16 protein-coding genes are annotated in these 18,279 nt (G+C 70.5%); 10 read left to right on the top strand and 6 right to left on the bottom strand.

The window, feature by feature from the left end; translation table 11 throughout:
• Positions 1-144: 144 nt before the first annotated feature.
• Complete coding sequence (locus ACQPZF_RS34600; RefSeq protein ID WP_433264279.1) at positions 145-2,688, top strand: M14 family zinc carboxypeptidase; 2,544 nt, start codon at positions 145-147, stop codon at positions 2,686-2,688.
• 127 nt (positions 2,689-2,815) lie between these two features.
• Here the strand turns inward: ACQPZF_RS34600 and ACQPZF_RS34595 are convergent, their stop codons facing one another.
• Positions 2,816-4,012: an IS701 family transposase gene (locus tag ACQPZF_RS34595; protein ID WP_433264275.1), complete on the bottom strand. Its 1,197-nt coding sequence runs from the start codon at positions 4,010-4,012 to the stop codon at positions 2,816-2,818.
• Between the two features lie 98 nt (positions 4,013-4,110).
• Here ACQPZF_RS34595 and ACQPZF_RS34590 point away from each other — a divergent pair.
• Positions 4,111-4,994, top strand: a protein-coding gene (locus ACQPZF_RS34590) for an IS5 family transposase (RefSeq protein WP_433264277.1) whose coding sequence is annotated in 2 segments (ribosomal slippage) — positions 4,111-4,459 and positions 4,459-4,994 — 885 coding nt in all. Because the reading frame shifts where the segments join, the coding sequence is not laid out codon by codon here.
• Positions 4,995-5,060: 66 nt separating this feature from the next.
• A complete protein-coding gene (locus ACQPZF_RS34585) occupies positions 5,061-6,257 on the top strand; it encodes an IS701 family transposase (protein WP_433264275.1) in 1,197 nt (398 codons plus the stop codon).
• Between the two features lie 144 nt (positions 6,258-6,401).
• Here ACQPZF_RS34585 and ACQPZF_RS34580 read toward each other — a convergent pair whose 3' ends face one another.
• Entirely contained in the window at positions 6,402-7,586 is a 1,185-nt protein-coding gene (locus tag ACQPZF_RS34580; RefSeq protein ID WP_433264273.1) for a PQQ-dependent sugar dehydrogenase, read from the bottom strand.
• An 11-nt stretch (positions 7,587-7,597) separates the two neighbouring features.
• Entirely contained in the window at positions 7,598-8,464 is an 867-nt protein-coding gene (locus ACQPZF_RS34575) for an alpha/beta fold hydrolase (protein ID WP_433264271.1), read from the bottom strand.
• A gap of 28 nt (positions 8,465-8,492) precedes the next feature.
• On the opposite strand from ACQPZF_RS34575, the gene ACQPZF_RS34570 reads away from it, so the two are divergent.
• Both ACQPZF_RS34570 and ACQPZF_RS34565 read left to right on the top strand, forming a co-directional pair.
• Positions 8,493-9,407, top strand: coding sequence for a 2-hydroxyacid dehydrogenase (locus tag ACQPZF_RS34570; RefSeq protein ID WP_433264269.1), 915 nt, complete (start codon positions 8,493-8,495; stop codon positions 9,405-9,407).
• A gap of 350 nt (positions 9,408-9,757) precedes the next feature.
• Positions 9,758-10,501 (top strand): DoxX family protein, encoded by a 744-nt coding sequence (locus tag ACQPZF_RS34565; RefSeq protein ID WP_433264267.1) that lies wholly within the window; start codon positions 9,758-9,760, stop codon positions 10,499-10,501.
• A gap of 527 nt (positions 10,502-11,028) precedes the next feature.
• Here ACQPZF_RS34565 and ilvD read toward each other — a convergent pair.
• The 3 genes from ilvD to ACQPZF_RS34550 all read right to left on the bottom strand — a co-directional run bounded on the left by ilvD (position 11,029) and on the right by ACQPZF_RS34550 (position 13,824).
• On the bottom strand, positions 11,029-12,873 hold the full coding sequence (ilvD, locus tag ACQPZF_RS34560) for a dihydroxy-acid dehydratase (RefSeq protein ID WP_433264265.1): 1,845 nt from the start codon (positions 12,871-12,873) through the stop codon (positions 11,029-11,031).
• 75 nt (positions 12,874-12,948) lie between these two features.
• Positions 12,949-13,389 (bottom strand): vitamin K epoxide reductase family protein, encoded by a 441-nt coding sequence (locus ACQPZF_RS34555; protein WP_433264263.1) that lies wholly within the window; start codon positions 13,387-13,389, stop codon positions 12,949-12,951.
• A gap of 36 nt (positions 13,390-13,425) precedes the next feature.
• Positions 13,426-13,824, bottom strand: a complete 399-nt coding sequence (locus tag ACQPZF_RS34550) for a PH domain-containing protein (protein WP_433264261.1) — start codon at positions 13,822-13,824, stop codon at positions 13,426-13,428.
• 270 nt (positions 13,825-14,094) lie between these two features.
• Here ACQPZF_RS34550 and ACQPZF_RS34545 point away from each other — a divergent pair, with 270 nt between their 5' ends.
• From ACQPZF_RS34545 to ACQPZF_RS34525, 5 genes are all read left to right on the top strand, one after another.
• The gene (locus ACQPZF_RS34545; protein ID WP_433264259.1) at positions 14,095-15,927 is read left to right on the top strand and encodes an acetolactate synthase large subunit; all 1,833 of its coding nucleotides are present in this window, start codon (positions 14,095-14,097) and stop codon (positions 15,925-15,927) included.
• Positions 15,927-16,433, top strand: a complete 507-nt coding sequence (ilvN, locus tag ACQPZF_RS34540) for an acetolactate synthase small subunit (RefSeq protein ID WP_433264257.1) — start codon at positions 15,927-15,929, stop codon at positions 16,431-16,433. Before ACQPZF_RS34545 ends, ilvN begins: the two co-directional genes overlap by 1 nt.
• 68 nt (positions 16,434-16,501) lie before the next feature.
• Positions 16,502-17,515: a ketol-acid reductoisomerase gene (gene ilvC / locus ACQPZF_RS34535; RefSeq protein ID WP_433264255.1), complete on the top strand. Its 1,014-nt coding sequence runs from the start codon at positions 16,502-16,504 to the stop codon at positions 17,513-17,515.
• A 66-nt stretch (positions 17,516-17,581) separates the two neighbouring features.
• A complete protein-coding gene (locus ACQPZF_RS34530; protein ID WP_433264253.1) occupies positions 17,582-17,851 on the top strand; it encodes a DUF397 domain-containing protein in 270 nt (89 codons plus the stop codon).
• 200 nt (positions 17,852-18,051) lie between these two features.
• Complete coding sequence (locus ACQPZF_RS34525) at positions 18,052-18,267, top strand: hypothetical protein (RefSeq protein WP_433264251.1); 216 nt, start codon at positions 18,052-18,054, stop codon at positions 18,265-18,267.
• Positions 18,268-18,279: the final 12 nt, after the last annotated feature.

Raw genomic sequence — 18,279 nt, 5'->3', positions numbered from 1 at the left:
AGCGGGCGCAGTGCACCGGAGGTGCGTGGCCCCGCCATCGCAGACGCTGCCGATCTTACCGCCTCACCCTCCGAAAGGCCGGTTGACCAGGGGCCATCGGACCCACTAGTCACGAAGGTGATGCCGGTGATCGGAGGAGCCTCGATGCGGTCGGTGTTGCTCGCCCTGCTGATGTTGGTCACCGCCGTCACGCCCGCCGCCGTCACTCCCGTCAGTGCCGCCGCCGTCACCACCGCCGCCGCGCCGACCGCCGCGCCGGCCCAAGGACGTGGCGCGGAGCCGGGCAACGGGCCCGAGCGGAACGAGGTGGCCGCGCTCGACCCGCGGGGAGGGCCGACCGCCGTCGCGCAGGGCGTCAACCGCCCCGACGCCAATCCCGGCTACCCCCGCCGCACGGAGTTACGGGTCTACCCCGAGGACCCCACCGACAAGTCGATCAAGCTCGGCCTCGCCCCCTACCACGCCCTCGCCCCCAAGCTGAACGAGCTCCAGCGCCGCGGCGATCGCCTGTCGGTCGAAGTGATCGGCCAATCCCACGCCGGCCGCGATCTCTACCTCGTCACGCTCACCGCCCCGGAAAGCCCGGCCGAGACCCGCCGACAGGACGGGTGGCGGGACAAGATCGAGAACGATCCGGTCGGCGCGCGGCGTGATCCGTTCCTCCGCAACTCCTACAAAGCGCCGGTCTGGATCAACGCCAACATCCACGGCGACGAATGGGAAGGCACGGATGGCGCGTTACGCGTCATCGAACATCTTTCGACCAGTAACGATCGAGAAGTGCTGGATTTACTGCGGCGCAATAGGCTCTATGTAAACCTTACGGCCAATCCGGACGGCCGGGTCGCCGGAACGCGGGCCAACGCCTCCGGGTTCGACCTCAATCGCGACTTCGCCACCGCGTCACAACCGGAGGCGCGGGCGATGCGCGATCTCGTGAAGCGCATCCAACCCCTGCTGATGCTCGACGAACACGGCTACGTCGCCAACACCCTCATCGAGCCGACCACCCCGCCGCACGGCCAGAACTACGACTTCGACCTCTACCTCAAGCACGGCTACGAGAGCGGCCTGCGCATGGAGCAAGCCGTCCGCGACCTCGGCCACCCGGACGCCGCCAAGCCGGTGATGCCGTTCCGCGACTACGAACCCGGCGTCTGGGACGGCTGGGCCCCGATCTACACCGCCCAGTACTCGATGTACCACGGCGCGATCTCCTACACGGTCGAGATCCCCTTGCGGGTCAACCGGAACGACTACACGACGCTGCCCCTGACCGAACTCCGGCGGCGGTCCGGCATCAACACCGACGTTGTCGAGGCGACCATCCGCAGTGCCCTCGACTACGTCCATCGGCACCGAGATGTTCTGGTGGCCAACCAAATCGAGATGTTCCGGCGCGGTTCGGCCGGTGAGCGGCTGCGGCACATCCCGGACGGCTACGTGCCCGGCTTCGGCCCGGAAGACCGCTACACCACGGAGTTCCCGCGCGCCTACGTCCTCCCGGTCGGCGCCGGCCAGCGTTCCGGGCCCGCCGTTGCGCGGCTGGTAGATCATCTGGTCGCCAATGATGTGCGGGTCAAGCGTGCCGATCGGCCGTTCACGGCGGCGGGGCGCAGGTACCCGGCCGGCTCGTACGTCGTGGACATGCACCAGCCCAAGCGCGGCCTGGCGAACGTCATGTTGGAGGCGGGCCGGGACATCTCCGACAAGGTGCGGGTCATGTACGACATCTCGGGCTGGAGCCACCGCCTGTTATGGGGCGCCTCCGTGGACGTCCTGCGTGCCGGCCGGCTCGACGTGCACGGCCGTGACGTCGTCGCCGCCTCGCCCACCGGGTCGGTGGAAGCCGCGCCCGGCCGGGACCTCGCGCTGCGGCTCGTCGACGGGAAAGACATCGCCGCCGTCAACGACCTCCTCGGGCGCGGGCTCGAATTGCGCAGGCTGGGCGACGGCACGATCGTGGTCCCGGCCGAGGCGCGAAGCGCCGCCGTCGAGGTCGCCGACCGGTACGGGGTGCGGTTCACCGCCGCGTCCACGTCCGGCGGTGCGCCGATGCGCCGGCCCGTGGTGGCGGGCGCGGTGGCGGCCGATGAGCTGAAAGCGTTGCGGGACATGGGCTTCGAAATCCGCACCGTGTCCACGGAGGTGCTGAACGCCGGGTTCGACTGGTCGCGGGTCGACGTCCTGTTCGTGTCGTCCGGGCTCCACTACAACCAGTTGACGCCGGCCGCGAAGGCCTCGCTCGACGCGTTCCTCACGCGCGGCGGCGTGGTCACGCGAGGGGCGACCGGTGCGCGCTTCAACGCCGACGCGGGCGTGTTGGCGGCCCACGCGGTGGTGGGAACGCAGGACGCGAACGGCATCGTGTCCGTGACCGACCGCGCCGGGCGCACCGGGCACTCGTTCGTCTACACGCCCCTCTGGTTCACGGACCTGGGGCCCGGCGTGGTTGCCGAGCAGCGCTACCGGGACCTGGTCGCCGGACACTGGACCGCCCGCGCCGACGGCTCCGGCGGGCAGGACTCGGCCGCAGGCCAGGCGGCCGTCGTGTCCGGCACGTCGGCACGCGGCGGCAAAGCCGTCCTGTTCGGCACCGAACCGCTGTTCCGCGACCATCCCAAGGGCCTCTACCGGCAGGTCGCCGACGCGATCTACCGCACAACCGGCCAGCCACGAGCCGGCTAGTACTCCAGCCGCACTTCGTTGTATATGGCGTGTCTTCGCTGGTAGTGGGCTTGTTTGGCGCGGTGTTGGTGGCGTCTGCGCCAGTGGGACCAGTTCCAGGTGTGGGCGCGGTCGGGGATGGTGGTGATCAGGTGTGCCAGGAGACGCCTGACCTCGCCGAGGGTGACCGGGATGAGGCCGCCGCCAGGGCTTTTGGGGCGATGGCGGCGGTGACGGCGAGGTAGGTGTGGGCGAGCATCGCGAGGGTGATGTGGCGGTACCAGGCGTCGTAGCGGCGGACCTGGTACTGGTCCAGGCCGACCTCGGTCTTGGCGGTCTGGAAACAGTCCTCGACAGCCCAGCGGGCTCCGGCCACCCGGATCAGGTCGTCGTCGGTGGTTCCTGTTGGGGCGCAACACAAGTAATAGGCCAGTTCGTGCTCGCCGCGACGGTTGGCCGTGAGTGAGCGGCGGATCAGCAGCCACCGTCGCCACCCGGCAGGTGTGGTGTCGTCGTAGACGGGTAACGAGGCCACCGCCCAGTCGAACAGGCGGGGCCCTTTGGCGCCCTGGCCGCAACTGCGGCGCTTCCACGCTGCTTGCGGGGCGTCGGCGGTCAGGTGGTCGGCGCGGGTGGCGCCCGCAGTGGCGGGAATGGTCTGGCTGCTCGGCACGGCCACCACATAGGCGATGCGCCGATCTTCAAGCCAAGTCCGGAATTTCGAGTCGCCGCCGTAGGCTTCATCCGCAGTCACCCAACGGGCCGGCACGCCGGCGTCCAACGCCCGGGCCAGCATCGCGCGGGCGAGCACGGGCTTGGTCGCGAACTCCACGGTGTCGGGCACCGCCGCCTCCCGACACCGTTCCCGGTCGGCGACCCAGGACTTGGGCAGGTACAGCTCCCGGTCGATCAGCGTGCGACCTTTGCTTGTGGCGTAAGCAAGAAACACGCCCAGTTGGCAGTTCTCGATCCGACCGGCGGTGCCGGAGTACTGCCGCTGCACCCCGGCCGACTTGTCGCCCTTCTTCAGGAAACCGGTCTCGTCCACCACCAGCACGCCATCGCCGTCGGCCAGGTGCTCCACGGCATAGTCACGGGCGTCGTCGCGGACCCCGTCGACGTCCCATGACGCGGCGTTGAGCAACCGCTGCATCCCGTCCGGCGTCGCCTCACCAGCCACTTCGGCCAATGTCCAGCCGTTCTTGCCCGCGATCGGAGCCAACAGACCCCGAACATACGCCCGAGCCCGACGCCGCGGCTCCGCCCGCAGAAACCGTCCCGCCACCCGCCCGAACAACTCGTCCAAGCCGCTCACCCACGCCTGAACGTCCTCATCAACCAACACAAGATCGACAAGCTACCAGAACATGATCACGAAGTGCGGCTGGAGTACTAGGGCGTGTCCGCCGGAACGTTGATCGAAGGGTTTGATCAAATTGTGGTGTGGCGCGTGGTGATCTGACGGATGCGGAATGGGCGATCCTGGAGCCGTTGCTCCCCGGCCCGGCGCCTGGACGGGGTGGCCGGTGGGGTGACCGTCGGCGGGTGGTCAACGGGATCCTGTGGCGGATGCGGACGGGTGCGCCGTGGCGGGACGTGCCGGAGCGGTACGGGCCGTGGAAGACCTGTTACGAGCGTTATCGCCGGTGGGCCGTGGACGGGACGTGGGCGCGGGTGAAGCGGCAGGTCCAGGGCCGTGCCGAGGCCGAGGGTGACATCGACTGGGACGCGCAGGCCGACTCCACGATCGTGCGCGCCCACCAGCACGCGGCCGGTGCCCGAAAGGGGGGCTGAACTCGGAGGAATCTCGGGCAGCCCAAGGGCTGGGCCGGTCCCGGGGCGGGCTCACGTCCAAGATCCACACTATCGCGGACGGCCGGGGCCGCTCGCTGTCCACCCACGTCACCCCCGGCCAGGCCGCGGACACGAAGCGGTTGGAGGCGCTGCTGGAGGGCATCGCCGTGCCCCGGCCCGGTGGCGTGGGCCGGCCGCGGAAGCGTCCGGACTCGCTGACCGCGGACAAGGCCTACGGCAGCAGGGCGAACCGGGCGGCGCTGCGGCGCCGGAGGATCAAGGCGGTGATTCCCCAGCGGCGGGATCAGGTCGCCAACCGGCTGCGCAAGGGATCGGCCGGTGGGCGCCCCCCGTCCTTTGACGCCGATGCCTACAAGCGACGCAACCAGGTCGAACGGGGATTCAACCGCCGCAAGCAGTTCCGCGCCGTCGCGACCCGCTACGACAAGCTCGCCCTGCACTGGCAGGCCACCAACGACATCGTCGAGACCATCGACTGGATCCGAGCTGCCCCAGACAAAACCCGATCATGACCCGGCGGACACGCCCTAGTACTCCAGCCGCACTTCGTGATCATGTTCTGGTAGCTTGTCGATCTTGTGTTGGTTGATGAGGACGTTCAGGCGTGGGTGAGCGGCTTGGACGAGTTGTTCGGGCGGGTGGCGGGACGGTTTCTGCGGGCGGAGCCGCGGCGTCGGGCTCGGGCGTATGTTCGGGGTCTGTTGGCTCCGATCGCGGGCAAGAACGGCTGGACATTGGCCGAAGTGGCTGGTGAGGCGACGCCGGACGGGATGCAGCGGTTGCTCAACGCCGCGTCATGGGACGTCGACGGGGTCCGCGACGACGCCCGTGACTATGCCGTGGAGCACCTGGCCGACGGCGATGGCGTGCTGGTGGTGGACGAGACCGGTTTCCTGAAGAAGGGCGACAAGTCGGCCGGGGTGCAGCGGCAGTACTCCGGCACCGCCGGTCGGATCGAGAACTGCCAACTGGGCGTGTTTCTTGCTTACGCCACAAGCAAAGGTCGCACGCTGATCGACCGGGAGCTGTACCTGCCCAAGTCCTGGGTCGCCGACCGGGAACGGTGTCGGGAGGCGGCGGTGCCCGACACCGTGGAGTTCGCGACCAAGCCCGTGCTCGCCCGCGCGATGCTGGCCCGGGCGTTGGACGCCGGCGTGCCGGCCCGTTGGGTGACTGCGGATGAAGCCTACGGCGGCGACTCGAAATTCCGGACTTGGCTTGAAGATCGGCGCATCGCCTATGTGGTGGCCGTGCCGAGCAGCCAGACCATTCCCGCCACTGCGGGCGCCACCCGCGCCGACCACCTGACCGCCGACGCCCCGCAAGCAGCGTGGAAGCGCCGCAGTTGCGGCCAGGGCGCCAAAGGGCCCCGCCTGTTCGACTGGGCGGTGGCCTCGTTACCCGTCTACGACGACACCACACCTGCCGGGTGGCGACGGTGGCTGCTGATCCGCCGCTCACTCACGGCCAACCGTCGCGGCGAGCACGAACTGGCCTATTACTTGTGTTGCGCCCCAACAGGAACCACCGACGACGACCTGATCCGGGTGGCCGGAGCCCGCTGGGCTGTCGAGGACTGTTTCCAGACCGCCAAGACCGAGGTCGGCCTGGACCAGTACCAGGTCCGCCGCTACGACGCCTGGTACCGCCACATCACCCTCGCGATGCTCGCCCACACCTACCTCGCCGTCACCGCCGCCATCGCCCCAAAAGCCCTGGCGGCGGCCTCATCCCGGTCACCCTCGGCGAGGTCAGGCGTCTCCTGGCACACCTGATCACCACCATCCCCGACCGCGCCCACACCTGGAACTGGTCCCACTGGCGCAGACGCCACCAACACCGCGCCAAACAAGCCCACTACCAGCGAAGACACGCCATATACAACGAAGTGCGGCTGGAGTACTAGTCCCGCGAGCCGGCTAGTCCTGACCCCCACCGGTGGCGTTGTCACGGACGATGATCGCCACCCGGTCGTCACTGGACACCGGCGCGCCACCGGCGTTCTTGTTGACGGTGCCGATCAGCGCGGTGTTGTCGTCGACCGCCACCAGCGCGCCGGTCCGGCCGAACGTGGGCTCGTCGTTCATGTACGGCTCCGGCTTGCCGGTGAAGCTGCCGTCCGGGTTCATCGGCATGATCAGCGTGCCCGGGACGTTCGCCACGCCCAGCCACATCACGTTCGTCAGCGACGCGCAGCCGCTCACCCCCGGCTTGTCCGGCCACGACCACGCCGGGTTGCCCAACGGCTTGCCCGACTCCACCCGGTACAGCAGGTCCGCCGGACCACCCACGTCCGTGACCCACGTCTTCGAGCCGTCACCCGACACGCACAGCCCAGCCGGCGAACGCAGACCCGACGCCAACACCCGCGACCCCGCCGTGGGGTTGCCGCGCGCCGGCTGGCCGGCCCCGTCGATCCGCAGCACCTTGCCCGCCGGCGACTCCGGATCGGCGGCCAGCGCCGGGTTGCCCGCGTCGCCGGTCGCCACCAACAGCGCGCCCGTGCGGTCGTAGGACAGCACGCCACGGTTGCCGGTCGGACCCTTCGGGATGCCGGTCAACACGGGTTTCGGCACGTCACCAGGAGCGAGACGCATCACGCGGTTGTCGGTGGGTGTCGTCACGTAGACGTATACGAGCTGATCCTCCGGGTAAGTCGGTGACAACGTCAGACCGGTGAGACCGCCATCCGACGACGCGTCCACCTCGAACGTGTGCACCACCACCGGATCCACGTCCTTGGTGACCTTCACCAACCGCCCCGTCGCGCGCTCGGTCGCCAACGCCGTGACCGCGCCCGTCGTCTGGTTCACATCCGTCAGCGCCACCCCCGACACCGGCGACAGGCACGTCCCGACCACCAGCGGGTTGAAGTCCTTGCACCCCTGCGGCGGCGGCACCGGAGTCGGCTGCTGGCCGGGCTGCTGGCCCTGACCAGGGGTTCTCGGCAACTCGCCGGGCAACTCGGGCCTCGGACCAGCCTGCGGCGTCAACTGCGGCGCGGGGCTCCACCCGGACGGACCCGGCTGCTCCGGGAAGCTCGCGCAGCCGACGGCCAGCAGGCCGACAGCGGAGCCGATCAGCAACCCACGGAGTCGTGACACGAGAACCAAGGCTAGGCGCGTGGCCGTGAACGTGAGGTGAGCAGGCCGTCCGCCTGTTCGACCGCCTGCTCCACCGCCGCCACGCGGGCCAGCAGCAGCTCCAGCTCGTCCACCACGACCCGCGGGTTCTCCAACGGCAGGAAATGCGTGTTCGGCAGCACCCTCACCCGAGCCTGCGGCAGCCCCGACACCGGGCCCAGCATGCTGTCCGGCGACGCCAGCCAGTCGTACCGGCCGGCCACCACCGTTATGGGGCACGTCACGCCCGTCAGGTCCAGGCGCGGCGTGCGGCCCAGCGCGAGCGCCAACGTGAAGTACCAGCCCCAGTCGTGCTTCAGGAACCGGCGCAGCCCGCCCATCAACGGCGACCGCAGCTCCGGCACCGGCACCCGGTGCAGCACCGAGTCCAACAGCGGACCCGCGAGCCGGAGAGCCGTCACCGACGACACCCCGAGCAGCCTCCGCAGACCCTCCGGCACCCCCGGCACACCCAGCGCGCTCGCGAACGGGTCACCCGGCGCACCCGTCACCAGCATCAGCCCCGACACCCGCTCGGGACGCGTCAACGCCAGCTCCGCCGCCACCGTGACACCCATCGACCAGCCCATCACCACACACCGCTCGACCCCGCCGTCGTCCAGCACGGCCAGCGCGTCCGCGACGTGATCCCGGAGCGTGATCCGCGACGGGTCGTCCGGCCGGCTCGAACCCATCGTGCCGCGGTGGTACCAGCCGTGGACGCGGGCGGCCGGCAGCTCCGGCCACCCGGTCGGCACGGCGCCCAAACCCGGGCTCAACAGCACGTCCGGGCCTTCGGAGTCGGTGCGCCACAGCCTGATGCGCGTCCCGTCCGTGGAGAACACGTCACGCTCCCGCATGGCCGACAGTGTGCCGTAGCGTGCGGGTGTGACGCTTACCGTGTTGGTTCCCGATGAACTCGGCATCCGTGTCCTGTCCGACGTGGAGGGTGTCCGGGCGGTCCGGTACTCGGCGGACGCCGAACTGCCGCCCGAGGCCTCGCACGCCGAGGTGCTGGTGCCCAAGTTCCTGCACAACACCGATCCGCGCGAGTTCTTCGGCCGGCTGCCGAAGCTGCGGCTCGTGCAGTTGCTCAGCGCCGGGGCGGAGCGGTTCATCGGCACGGTGCCCGACGGGGTGCGGCTCTCGACCTGCCGGGGCGCGCACGGCGGGAGCACCGCGGAGTGGGCGATCGGGGCGCTGCTGGCGATCTACCGCGACTTCCCGGCGTTCGACCAGGCGCGACGGGAGCGGCGGTGGGACTACCACCTGACGGAGACGTTGCAGGACAAGAAGGTCCTCGTCGTCGGGGCCGGTGACCTGGGTGAGCAGTTCCGGCGCCGGCTGGAGCCCTTCGACGCCACCGCGACCCTGGTCGGCCGGACCGCGCGGGACGGCGTGCACGGGATGGACGAGCTGCCCGAGCTGCTGGGCGGGTTCGACGCGGTGCTGGTGGTGGTGCCGTTGACCGCGGAGACGTCCGGGATGGTGGACGCCGGGTTCCTGGCGCGGATGAAGGACGGGGCGATCCTGGTGAACGCGGCGCGGGGGCCCGTGGTGGACACCGATGCCTTGGTCGCCGAGCTGGTTTCCGGGCGGTTGCGGGCGGCTTTGGACGTGACCGAGCCGGAGCCGTTGCCCGCCGATCATCCACTGTGGACTGCTCCGGGGCTGTTCCTGACGCCGCACGTGGCCGGCTCGTGCACCGGTCATGCCGAGCGGGCTTATGCCGTGGTGGCGTCCGAGGTCGCCCGGTTCGCCCGGGGTGAGGAGCCGCGCAACCTCGTGCGGGGCGAGTACTGAGGTCTCGTGCCGGGGGCGGTGGTTCGAGGCTGCGCTTCGGGTCTCACCGCCAGGTCGCGCGCTGCACCACTCCGCCTCCGCCCCGCCTGTGCCTCCGCCCCGCCTATGTCGGTCGCACCTCCGCCGTAGGCAGATCCAGTCCGGTGATGTCCAAGTGGTCCGCTACGAGGGTCCGACGCGGAGGTGCGGATTCCACGGGTGCGGATTCCACGCCCGCCGATGGGCGGCTCCGGCGGGGCGTTCATGCGGGTCGAGCCTCGACCGGGTGCGGAAATTAGCCCATTCGGCTGAGGGGTGGCCGCGCAACGGACGCTCGCGGTGGTCCTCCGAACCTCCTAACGTGCGGGTGCGTGGCTACTCACGACGACGCCCCGAAGACTTCGGGCGGCTACTCCGACGACGGTTTCTACTCGACTTCGACGAGTGGCGTGGGCGGAGGAGCGCACCACTTCGACGACGGCACCCAGACGTTCAACAAGGACACCAGCAGTTTCGACACCTCCGGCTACACGCCGGTGGACACGTACGGCCAGACCGCGACCCACTACGACGACGAGGACGAACGCAAGCCGTTCGGGTGGTCGGGCAGCGCCGACCTGGGCCTGCTGGTGCTGCGACTGGCGCTGGGCGGCGTGTTCATCGGACACGGCCTGCAGAAGGTCTTCGGCCTGTTCGGCGGCCCCGGCATCGACGGCTTCGCGAGGAGCCTGTCCGAACTCGGCTACCGCGAGGAACGGATCCTCGCGTGGGTCACCGGCATCACCGAACTGGCGGGCGGCAGCCTGCTGGTGCTCGGCCTCTTCACCCCGTTGGCGGCGGCGGGCATCCTCGGCGTGATGGCCAACGCCATCGCCATCAAGTACGGCGGCAGCCTGTTCCCGCCGGACGGCGTCCGGCGCTTCCTCAACCCGGACGGCGTCGAGCAGGAGATGGCCTACGCGGCGATGGCCTTCGCGCTGATCTTCGCCGGCCCGGGGCGAGCCGCGATCGACTACAACCGCAGTTGGTTCCGCCACCCGCTGCTGGCGGGGTTCATCTGCCTGCTGCTCGCCGCCGGCGCGACCGCCGCGACCCTCCTCGTCTTCCGCCGCTGACCTCCGCCGCCGACCGCCGCCGCCGAGATCACCTCGGTTCGCCCACTGCCGGGACACCACGGCCACCGGGACACCGCCACCGGGACACCACTGCCGGCACCACGACCACCGGGACACGACCACCGGGACACCACGCAGGCGCACCCGCGTACTTCGTGCACCCGCCCGCACGCCGCGCCGGGTCCGCGTGACACCGCACCGGGTGTCCGCGTGGCCGGCGCTGGTGCGTGTGCCGCGGCGCTGGTGGCGTGTGCTGCCGCGTGCTCCGTGTCGACGTGTCGATCAGTCCAGGGGCGTGTGTCGATCACGACCAGGGCGTCAGCGGGCCGGGGGGCTTGGCCGGTTGCTTGCATGCTTCGCCGCCGTGCCGCGCTCCTTGTTTACGGCAACGAAATCCGTGGCCGGAAAGTGCCCGAAATGCCGCCACTCGTCCGGGTGATCTTGTGGAGCGGTGTGCGGCGCCGTTGGGTCTACGGGCTGTGACGTCGCACCCGCCTGGGCGACATGCGACCAGGCGGGTGCGACGGTCAGCGGGTGACGTCGCGGACTGCGCCCTTGGACGCGTCGGTTGTCAGGCGAGCGTACGCGCGCAGCGCCGCGGTCACCGGGCGGACGCGGTCGGCGGGTTGCCAGGGGCGTTCCGACGCCTCCATCTTCGCCCGGCGTTCCGCCAGCACCTCGTCCGGCACCAGCAGTTCCAGCCTGCGCGAGTGCACGTCGATCACGATCCGGTCGCCGTCCCGCACCAGGCCGATCGTCCCGCCGCCCGCCGCCTCCGGCGACACGTGGCCGATGGACAGGCCCGACGTCCCGCCCGAGAACCTGCCGTCGGTGATCAGGGCGCACTTCTTGCCCAGGCCCGCACCCTTCAGGAACGCCGTCGGGTGCAGCATCTCCTGCATCCCCGGACCGCCCGCCGGCCCCTCGTAGCGGACCACGAGGACATCGCCGGCCTGGATCTCCTTCTTCAGGATCACCGACACGGCCTCCTCCTGCGACTCCACGACCCGCGCCGGACCCTCGAAGTGCCACAGGTCCTCGTCGACGCCCGCCGCCTTGATCACGGCGCCGTCCACGGCCAGGTTGCCGCGCAGCACGGCCAGTCCGCCGTCCTTCGTGTACGCGTGCGCGACATCCCGGATGCAGCCGCCGGCCGCGTCGGTGTCCAGCTTGGACCACCGGTTGGCCGTGGAGAACGCCTGCGTGGTGCGCACGCCACCGGGTGCGGCGTGGAACAGTTCGACGGCCTCCGGGGACGGCGAGGCCGCCCGGATGTCCCACGCGGACAGCCACGACGCCACATCGGGGGAGTGGACCGTCCGCACGTCCTCGTTCAGCAGCCCCGCCCGCCACAGCTCGCCGAGCAGCGCCGGGATGCCGCCCGCCCGGTGCACGTCCTCCATGTGGTAGTCGGAGTTCGGCGACACCTTCGACAGGCACGGCACGCGCCGGCTGAGGGCGTCGATGTCCTCCAGCGTGAAGTCGATCTCGCCTTCCTGCGCGGCAGCGAGGATGTGCAGCACGGTGTTGGTCGAGCCGCCCATGGCCATGTCGAGCGCCATCGCGTTCTCGAACGCCGCCCGGGACGCGATCGAGCGCGGCAGGACCGACTCGTCGTCGTCGCCGTAGTAGCGCTCGCACAGTTCCACCACGGTCCGGCCGGCCGCCGCGAACAGGTCGCGCCTGGCCGCGTGGGTCGCCAGGGTCGAGCCGTTGCCGGGCAGCGCCAGGCCCAGGGCCTCGGTCAGGCAGTTCATCGAGTTGGCGGTGAACATGCCCGAGCACGAGCCGCAGGTCGGGCAGGCGGAGCGTTCGACGACGGACAGGCCCTCGTCGTCCACCTCCGGCGACGCCGACGCCGCGATCGCCGTGATCAGGTCGGTCGGCGCGACCGCCACCCCGTCCACGACGACGGCCTTGCCGGCCTCCATCGGCCCGCCGGAGACGAACACCACGGGGATGTTGAGGCGCATCGCCGCGTTCAGCATGCCGGGGGTGATCTTGTCGCAGTTGGAGATGCACACGATCGCGTCGGCCTGGTGCGCGTTCACCATGTACTCGACGGAGTCGGCGATGATCTCGCGTGACGGCAGCGAGTAGAGCATCCCGCTGTGGCCCATGGCGATGCCGTCGTCCACCGCGATGGTGTGGAACTCGCGCGGCACGCCGCCCGCCTCGCGCACCGCCTCCGCCACGATGTCGCCGAGGTCGCGGAGGTGCACGTGACCGGGCACGAACTGCGTGTAGGAGTTGGCGATGGCCACGATCGGCTTGCCGAAGTCGCTGTCGGTCATGCCGGTCGCGCGCCACAGCGCGCGGGCGCCCGCGGCGTTGCGGCCGTGGGTCGTGGTGCGGGAACGGAGCGGTGGCACGGCTCCTCCAGAGGGAAGCTCAAAAAGTGTCGCGAGGAGGGCGCGGGGTGGGCGCCGGAGTCCGGGAGCGGTGACTCAGAGGTTACTCCGCCGCAGCGCCGCGGCGACCAGCACGCCCGCGAGCGCGAGTGTGATGACGTGCACGGCGGTGCACCACAGGCAGAACTTGCCGATGAGCACGAACTCGGCCGCGACGAGGTACACGACGAACAGCACGCCGACGCCGACCGACCCGAGCCGCAGCCAGTGCAGCCGCTCGTCGCGCCACGCCACCGGCAGGCACAGCAGGGTCAGGAACGCGAAGAACGCCAGGCCGAGGATCGCCACCGGGATGCCCAGGAACTCCGACTGCTCGCTCGTGGTGACCGTGCCGCAGTCGATGACCTCGCCCTCGGCGCACAGCAGCGCGCCGGCTGAGAAGTGCGTCACGGTCAGGTAGGCCGACACCGCGAGCCCCGCGAGCGACAGCACGAGGCTGACCGGCGCGACCCAGCGGACCTGCGTGTTCGACGTCACTCCGGGAATTCTACGGAGCCCGGTGTTGCGTCCCGGTCAGGGCTCCGGGCGGTGGTCCGGGTCGGGCACGCGGCCCCCGCTGACGGCGGCCAGCGCGGACAGGTGGCCCGCCCGGACGGCGGGCAGCCGGACCAGTGAGCCGTCCGCCAGCACGGCGCTCAGCCAGCCGCGCGGCACGACCTTGATGGCCGTCACGTCGTCCCAGGCCAGCACCCGCTTGCCGAACGTGCCCCTGGCCACGAGCCGCGCGGAGTCCACCGTGGTCCGGTTGCGCAGCACCCACCAGGCGAACCCGAGCGGCAGCAGGTAGATGGCCTGGAGGCCGGGCGCGGCCCACGCGAACGGGGTCGCGCAGACGGCGATGGTGCCCGCCGCGATGAGGGCGGGCGACGGGATCCGGAACACGAGCTTCTGCACGGCACGGGATGCTGCCACCGGTCCTCCGGGCGGGTGATGGCAGCCCTCCGCCGGCCACGCCGGGCGTCCACGATCCGGGAGTGCCGTCCCGCACAGTTGACGCCCGTCGAGGTTGACGGTTAACGTCACCGCCATGCAGCGCAACCTCGTTCTCGTACTTCCCAGGCGCGTCGCCGCCTAGGCTTATCGAGCTTGCGTCGACGCGCGACCCTCGTCCCACCCGTTCGGGTTGGCGAGGGTTTTTTCGTGCCCGGACCGTGCATTCTCCTTTACCCACGAGGCAGACAGATGACCAGCGCAACCTCGCGACAGGCTCCCGGCGAGCCGCCGTCGCCCCGCCCTGGACCGCGGCCGAAACCGGCCCCGCCGAGCGGCGCCCCCGTCCGCGTGACCGGCGCCCAGTCCCTCGTCCGCTCCCTCGAAGCGGTCGGCTGCGAGGTGGTGTTCGGCATTCCCGGCGGCACGATCCTGCCCGCGTACGACCCGCTGCTCGACTCGACCAAGGTGCGCCACATCCTGGTGCGCCACGAGCAGGGCGCGGGGCACGCCGCCACCGGGTACGCGCAGGCCACCGGCAAGGTCGGGGTGTGCATGGCGACCTCCGGCCCCGGCGCGACGAACCTGGTCACGCCGCTCGCCGACGCCAACATGGACTCGGTGCCGGTGGTCGCCATCACCGGCCAGCAGTCCCGGCCGCTGATCGGCACCGACGCGTTCCAGGAAGCCGACATCTGCGGCATCACCATGCCGATCACCAAGCACAACTTCCTGATCACCGACGCCGCCGACATCCCGCGGGCGATCGCGGAGGCGTTCCACCTGGCGTCCACCGGCCGGCCCGGCCCGGTGCTGGTGGACATCCCCAAGGACGTGCTCCAGGAGATGACGTCGTTCTCCTGGCCGCCGGAGCTGCGGCTGCCCGGCTACCGGCCGACCACCCGCCCGCACGGCAAGCAGGTGCGCGAGGCGGCGAAGCTGATCGCGGCGGCCAAGCGCCCCGTGCTCTACGTCGGCGGCGGCGTCATCAAGGCCGAGGCGTCGCCCGAGCTGCTGAGGCTGGCCGAGGACACGAACATCCCGGTCGTCACGACCCTGATGGCGCGTGGCGCGTTCCCCGACTCGCACCGCCAGCACCTGGGCATGCCCGGCATGCACGGCGCGGTCGCGGCGGTGGCCGCGATGCAGAAGTCGGACCTGCTGGTGGCGCTGGGCGCGCGGTTCGACGACCGGGTCACCGGGCAGCTCTCGTCGTTCGCGCCGGACGCGCAGGTCGTGCACGCCGACATCGACCCGGCGGAGATCTCCAAGAACCGGCGCGCGGACGTGCCGATCGTCGGCGACTGCAAGGAGATCATCACCGAGCTGATCGAGGCGGTCCGGGCCGAGCGGGAGAACCGCACCGTCGACCTCACGCCGTGGTGGGAGCAGTTGGACGCGCTGCGCGGCACGTTCCCGCTGGGCTACGACTGGCCGGACGACGGCACGCTGTCGCCGCAGTACGTGATCGAGCGGATCGGCGTGCTGGCCCCGCCCGACACCCTGTACACGGCGGGCGTCGGGCAGCACCAGATGTGGGCGGCGCAGTTCGTGAAGTACGAGTCGCCGCGCACCTGGATCAACTCCGGCGGCCTCGGCACCATGGGCTTCGCGGTGCCGGCGGCGATGGGCGCGAAGGCGGGCGTGCCGGGCGTCCAGGTGTGGGCGATCGACGGCGACGGCTGCTTCCAGATGACCAACCAGGAGCTCGCCACCTGCGCCATCGAGAACATCCCGATCAAGGTCGCCGTGATCAACAACGGCAACCTGGGCATGGTCCGCCAGTGGCAGACCCTGTTCTACGGCGAGCGGTACTCCAGCACCGACCTGGGCACGCACAAGCACCGCATCCCGGACTTCAAGCTGCTGGCCGAGGCCATGGGCTGCGCCGGCCTGCGCGCCGAGGCCAAGGACGAGGTCGACGCCGTCATCCAGCAGGCCATGGAGATCAACGACCGCCCGGTGGTCATCGACTTCGTGGTCGGCAAGGACGCCCAGGTGTGGCCGATGGTCGCCGCGGGCACCGGCAACAGCGAGATCATGGCCGCGCGGGGCATCCGCCCGCTGTTCGACGAGGACGAGTGATGACGAGGCATACCCTGAGCGTGCTGGTCGAGGACAAGCCCGGCGTCCTCGCCCGGGTGGCGGGCCTGTTCTCCCGCCGCGGCTTCAACATCGAGTCGCTCGCCGTCGGCCGCACCGAGCACCCCGACATCTCCCGGATGACCATCGTGGTGTCCGTGGACGAGCTGCCGCTGGAGCAGGTCACCAAGCAGCTCAACAAGCTGGTCAACGTCATCAAGATCGTGGAGCTGGAGACGTCCGCGTCGGTCCAGCGCCAGCTCCTGCTGGTGAAGGTGCGCGCCGACGCGACGGTGCGCAGCCAGGTCTTGGAGACGGTGCAGCTCTTCCGCGCGAAGGTGGTCGACGTCTCCCCGGAGGCGGTCACCGTCGAGGCCACCGGCACGTCCGAGAAGCTCGACGCGCTGCTGCGGATGCTGGAGCCGTACGGGCTCCGCGAGATCGTCCAGTCCGGCATGGTCGCCATCGGCCGCGGCGCCCGCTCCATCACCGCGACCGCGGTGCGCTGAGAACCGCACGACTCCAGCGCCCGCCCGCAGGCCGGCGTGGAACGAAAACCAGGAAGGAAGTACCACCAGTGAGCGTCGAGATCTTCTACGACGACGATGCCGACCTGAGCGTCATCCAGGGGCGCAAGGTCGCGGTCATCGGCTACGGCAGCCAGGGCCACGCGCACGCGCTGAGCCTGCGCGACTCCGGCGTCGACGTCCGGATCGGCCTCCCCGAGGGCTCCAAGTCCCGCGCCAAGGCCGAGGAGGAGGGCCTGCCCGTCGGCACCCCGGCCGAGGTCGCCGCCGAGGCCGACCTGATCATGATCCTGGCGCCGGACACCGCGCAGCGGCACATCTACGCGCAGGACATCGCGCCGAACCTCAAGGACGGCGACGCGGTCTTCTTCGGCCACGGCTTCAACATCCGGTACGGCCTGATCACCGTGCCGTCCAACGTGGACGTGGCGATGGTCGCGCCGAAGGGCCCCGGCCACCTGGTGCGCCGGCAGTTCGTGGACGGCAAGGGCGTGCCCGCGCTGATCGCGGTCGAGCAGGACGCCACCGGCAACGCGCAGGCGCTCGCCCTGTCCTACGCCAAGGGCATCGGCGGCACCCGGGCGGGCGTCATCAAGACGACGTTCAAGGAAGAGACCGAGACCGACCTGTTCGGCGAGCAGGCGGTGCTGTGCGGTGGTGCGTCCGCGCTGGTGCAGGCGGGCTTCGAGGTGCTCACCGAGGCGGGCTACGCCCCCGAGGTCGCCTACTTCGAGTGCCTGCACGAGCTGAAGCTGATCGTCGACCTCATGTACGAGGGCGGCATCGCGCGGATGCGGTACTCCATCTCCGACACCGCCGAGTACGGCGACCTCACCCGCGGCCCGCGCGTCGTCACGCCCGCGGTCAAGGAGGAGATGCGCAGGATCCTGGGCGAGATCCAGGACGGCACCTTCGCCACCGAGTGGGTGAACGAGGACGACGCCGGCCGCGGCAACTACAAGAAGTTGCAGCAGGAGGGCGAGCAGCACCCGATCGAGGAAGTCGGCAAGAAGTTGCGCGGCCTGATGTCCTGGGTCGACCGGCCGATCACCGAGACCGCCTGAGTCCCTTTTCCAGGACGGAGCCCGCGGTGTTCACCGACGCCGCGGGCTCCGGTATATCTAGGCGCCATGAGCGACAGCGCGCCGATCTACGACGACAAGGCCCACGTGCGGGGCAACCTCGACCTCACCGGCGCCGACTGGATCCGCAGCGACGAGGGCGCGGAGGACGAGGAGGAGCACGTCGAGATCGCGTTCGTCGAGCACACCGACGGCGTGACCTACACGGCGATGCGCAACTCCGCCCACCCCGAGGGCCCGGTGCTGGTGTTCACGCCCGCCGAGTGGGAGGCGTTCATCCTCGGGGTGAAGGACGGCGAGTTCGACGAGCCCTGGTAGGCGGCGGCCGACCAGCAGGGTCTCCGCCGCCGAGGACTACGCGCCCTCCCGGTACAACCCGCAGCGGATGTGAAAGCCGCCCTCGCCCGGAACCGGCGCTACCGCCCCGGGTCTGCCGGTCGATCATGGACACCAGGTCCGAGACGAGTTCCTCCGCCGTGACGTGCCACTTGTCCGCGGACAGGTGCCCGCTGACCTCCATGTCGGTGATCCCGTGCACGCTGGTCGACAGCAGCACGCCGAACCGGTCGGCGTGCTGTGCGCCGACCAGGTCGCCGACGATGGTGACGTACTCGTCCCGGGCGCGTTCCCCCGCGCGGGTCGCCGCGTGGATCACGGCCGGGTCGCCGGTCGGGGAGGCGAACATCCTCCGGGCCGGCCTCCGGCCGCACTACCCGAAGACGACCACGGCCTGAGACCGGTCGACA

Source organism: Actinosynnema sp. CS-041913 (genome assembly GCF_050942485.1).
In the GTDB taxonomy this organism is placed as follows: domain Bacteria; phylum Actinomycetota; class Actinomycetes; order Mycobacteriales; family Pseudonocardiaceae; genus Actinosynnema.
Note: the sequence above shows the minus strand (reverse complement) of the source record. Positions and strands in the feature narration are given on the sequence as shown.